Annotated in this window: 3 protein-coding genes; 2 read left to right on the forward strand and 1 reads right to left on the reverse strand. The window is 40.6% G+C overall.

Features of this window, described 5'->3' with window-relative positions; genetic code table 11:
- Positions 1-969: type IX secretion system membrane protein PorP/SprF (locus ACOVO2_RS22985; protein ID WP_421772217.1), on the forward strand; the 969-nt coding region annotated here is incomplete at its 5' end.
- 205 nt (positions 970-1,174) lie between these two features.
- A complete protein-coding gene (locus ACOVO2_RS22990; protein WP_421772218.1) occupies positions 1,175-3,724 on the forward strand; it encodes an OmpA family protein in 2,550 nt (849 codons plus the stop codon).
- Between the two features lie 110 nt (positions 3,725-3,834).
- On the opposite strand, the gene ACOVO2_RS22995 is transcribed toward ACOVO2_RS22990, so the two are convergent.
- Positions 3,835-4,161 carry a single-stranded DNA-binding protein gene (locus ACOVO2_RS22995; protein WP_421772219.1) on the reverse strand — a complete coding sequence of 109 codons (327 nt, stop codon included), beginning with the start codon at positions 4,159-4,161 and terminating at the stop codon, positions 3,835-3,837.
- Positions 4,162-4,242: the final 81 nt, after the last annotated feature.

Below are 4,242 nucleotides of genomic sequence, written 5' to 3' on the forward strand. Positions count from 1 at the left end.
GCATTATCAGTAAGCTACCAAACTTTCGCTCAACAAGAAGCGATGTTCTCCCAGTACATGTTTAATACCCTTGCAATCAATCCAGCTTATGCAGGTAGCCGTGATGTATTGAGCCTTACAGCTCTTGGCCGCTATCAGTGGGTTGGTGTAGAAGGAGCTCCAAAAACCTTTACATTTTCAATGGATACCCCCATTAAAAATGAAAAAATGGGGATAGGCCTTCAAGTAACACGTGATGAAGTTGGTCTTCAAAAAAACACAGGCGTTTATGCTACCTACTCTTACAGAATTAAAGTTGGCCCTCGCTCAACTCTATCATTCGGTGTGCAAGGTGGTGCCACTAATGTTCGTTGGGCCCTATCTGATGCACAAAATTTAACTGACGGAACAGATAACGTTTTTTTAGGAGCAGGCGACCAAAATAAGAATCTACCAAATTTTGGTGGTGGAATCTACCTAAGTAATGATAAAGGTTACATTGGTGTTTCGTGCCCACAGATCATGCAAAATATCATAACTAACTATAATGTTGGTGGTTCTACCGGAGCAGTTGGCCGAACGCGTCGTCACTATTTTGCTATGATGGGTTTTGTTATCGGAAAAGGTTCTTTCAAAATCAAACCTTCAACAATGGTTCGATACACACAAGGTGTACCACTGGGAGTTGACGGAAACCTTAACTTCTGGATTAAAGATAAAATTGCATTTGGAGTTTCGGGACGTAGCTCTCAATTCCAGGCAATGGGACAAGATACAAAAAACCTATTCGATGCCGCAATCGGTATGATGGAACTTCAGCTTACGCCGCAATTCAAACTTGGTTATGCTTATGATTTTACATCCAACAAACTCAATGATCAATCAAAAAGTGGTGTAACACGTTTCCTTGGTATTCCAACCCACGAAGTTTTAATTCGTTATGAGTTCGGTTTCGGTAAGAACAAAATTCTTACTCCTCGTTATTTCTAAAATTTTTATTGCGAGTTCCTCTTCTTCTGCAACCTGTTGGTACGAAGGTTGTATAGAAATTTGCATACCACTTCAAGAATCTATCATAAATCTTGAAATCAGGAATTCTGTGTCCAAATACTTTAATTCAGGCACAGACGTATAAAGTCCCATATAAGCTGTAATAAATTTACAAATTCATGAGTGAATTTTAAATTCTAATAAAATGATTGTCAGGAAAAAAATAATTGGAGCGTTGGTTGTTGCAGCCCTGCTCGGCGGTAGCGTAAAGGCACAAGACGCCTTACTAAAAACTGGTGAGCATCACTACGAAAGTTTATGCTACGTAAAAGCAATTGATGCCTTCGAGGCAGCTCTAAAGAAAAAAGGTCTTACTGACCAACAAAAGCTTGCCGCCAAAATTAAACTCGGCGATAGCTATTGTAAAGTTAAAGATACACAAAATGCCGAACGTATTTATGCTGAAATCATGAGTACAGCAGGCGATTTGTCAGGTGAAAATATAACTGTATGCCTCAAATATGCACAGGTACTTGCGAGTAATGGTAAATACCGTGAGGCACAAGAAATGTACGATAAATATACACGTAAAGTAGAAGACGACCCTCGGGGAAAGGGTTTTTCAAAACTTTATAACGATGTAAGCGTACTTTCTAAAAACGCCAACTGCTATAAAGTTGACTACCTTTCAATCAATACTAATTCGGCTGATTTCTCTCCATCTTACTATAAAAATGGTATGGTATTCGTCTCAAACCGCCACAATACTGTCGGTGTGCGTCGAGTATTTAATTGGAACGAAACGCCATTCCTTGACTTATTCTTTTTAGATGATGTTTCGGCCATTGGCGGACAAGCCGCTGGTCTTGGTACAGGCTCTGGTGATGTTAAGACTTCCCGCAAGCGAAGCTCTCGTGGAGGTGTAGTTGGTGCCGACGAATACACCGCTCCTACTGCCAATGATAGTCGTACAATCGGAACTTACGGCGGTATGAATGCAATGGCTGGTTTAGGCTACGGCGACCGCCCAGTTACTGAATCAGAACGTTTTGGTGGTTCGATCAACTCAAAATATCACGAAGGTCCAGCTGCATTTTTCAAAGATGCCTCTAAAGTAATTTTCACAAGAAATAACTTTAATAATGGTAAAGCCAAACGCAGCTCAGATGGCATTAATAAACTGAAATTATATATCGGTGATGCCGCCAAAGATGGTTGGAAAAACATTAAAGAATTACCATTTAACAGCGACGAATACTCAACTGGTCACCCTGCACTTTCGGCTGATGAAAAATTACTCTTCTTTGCTTCTGACATGCCTGGTGGTTTTGGTGGAACAGATATTTATGTTTCTCGCTACGATGGTGGAAACTGGTCTGCTCCAATCAACTTAGGAAAAACTGTGAACTCAAAAGGCAATGAAATGTTCCCTTTTGTTGACGAAAAAGGTAATCTGTATTTCTCATCTGACGGTCACGCTGGTTTAGGTGATTTAGATATTTTCTTTGTTCAAATGGATGGAACTTCATCAAAAGGTCGAGTAATCAACCTCGGAGCTCCTGTAAACTCAAGCAAAGATGATTTCGGTATCGTAACTGATGCTCTTCGTAAGGCCGGTTACTTTAGTTCAAATCGTAAACGTGGTGGTGCCGATGACGACATCTACAAATTCGATAGGGAGTGCGAACTCAAAGAGGGTTGTGACCTAATCATTGCCGTTTATGATGCTGAAACAAAAATGCCACTTGATAATGCGAAAATTGTTTACGAAGACAAAGATGGCAATATCAAAGAAAAAATGAGCGATGCTGATGGTAGCGTAAAACTCGAAGGACTAGACCAAGACGTAGAGTTTGCCTTCCGTGCTACTCGTGATGGTTATAGTGCTGCTACAGTAAGTTATTCAACAAAAGATTGTGATAATGAGGCTTCTCGTTTAGAAATTCCAATGAGCCGACCAAAACCAGCAGTTGATTCAACAGCTTTGGCACAAAACGGAGGAGCGAACGGTACAAATACAGCTAATGCCCAAAATGGTTACGCTGGCGAAAATACAACGCAAGGCCAACAAGGAACAAGTGGCACGGGTGGACGCACGGGAGCTAATGGTACAGTTCTTTCGGGTAACACTTGTACGATACGTGGCCGTGTAATGGCACAAGGTACAAAACAGGCAATCGATGGTGTACTCGTGACGCTTCGTAGTGAATGTGATGGTTCGACTCAAACTGCTTATACTGATGCCACTGGTAACTACGAATTTACAGTAGCGGAAGGTTGTGATTATACAGTTGAAGGCTCGAAAGATAACCTCGGCTCAAAAGGTAAACGCGTACGCAAATTAAATTGTAAAAAAGGTGGTGTAACTGCCGATGTATATATGTTTGGCACGGGCGACATCGTACAGGTTGATAATATTTACTTCGATTATGGTAAATGTAACCTCCGCTCAGATGCTCGTTCTGAATTAGATAAATTGGTGGCTATGATGCGTAAGTATCCAAAAATGCGTATTGAGCTAAGAGCTCATACCGATAGCCGTGCCGAGTCTGATTTCAACCAAAAAATCTCTGAAGGACGTGCGAAAGCCTCTGCAAGCTATTTATTCAAACGTGGCATTAGCCGCAGCCGAGTAGAGTTTGCTGGTTATGGCGAAACAATGCCAGTAAATGGCTGCGTTGACGGCGTAGAATGTACGGAAGAGCAACACGCTCAAAACCGTCGTACAGAGATTAAAATCTTACAAATGAATTAAACGCTCAGTACCTAAAAAAGGAAGAAAGTCGTCTTGAGTAATCGAGACGACTTCTTTTTTGCAATAACTCATAGGAACGTCCAAATTGGACGTTCCTACATTTCGCCTTACTACTGCTGCTTGACTTCCACCTCCGAAACTTTATAAGCCACGATTTCGGTGACATAGACGGTTTTATTTTCTTTATTCACATAGTTTCTGTAATTGAGTTTTCCCTGAATACTCACTAATTTGCCTCGGCTAACTAAATCAGCACATACTTCGGCAACTTTTCCCCATGCAACTACCTTATGCCAAGTAGTGTTTTTTACTTCTTCATTGTTTTTATTGATATAAACCTCATCTGTAGCAAGGCTAAAAGCTGCTTTCTTGGCATTATCAAAATTGAATAAATTTACTTCGTTGCCTACGTTTCCGATTAATTTTACTGTGTTCATTGTTTTGTACGTTTAAAAATGATTGTTAAATAAATTTAGCCAACCACACTCTATTTCCGATTGACAATGCAAAGTTGCAGC

The sequence above is a fragment of the Emticicia sp. genome (genome assembly GCF_049241225.1).
In the GTDB taxonomy this organism is placed as follows: Bacteria; Bacteroidota; Bacteroidia; order Cytophagales; family Spirosomataceae; genus Emticicia.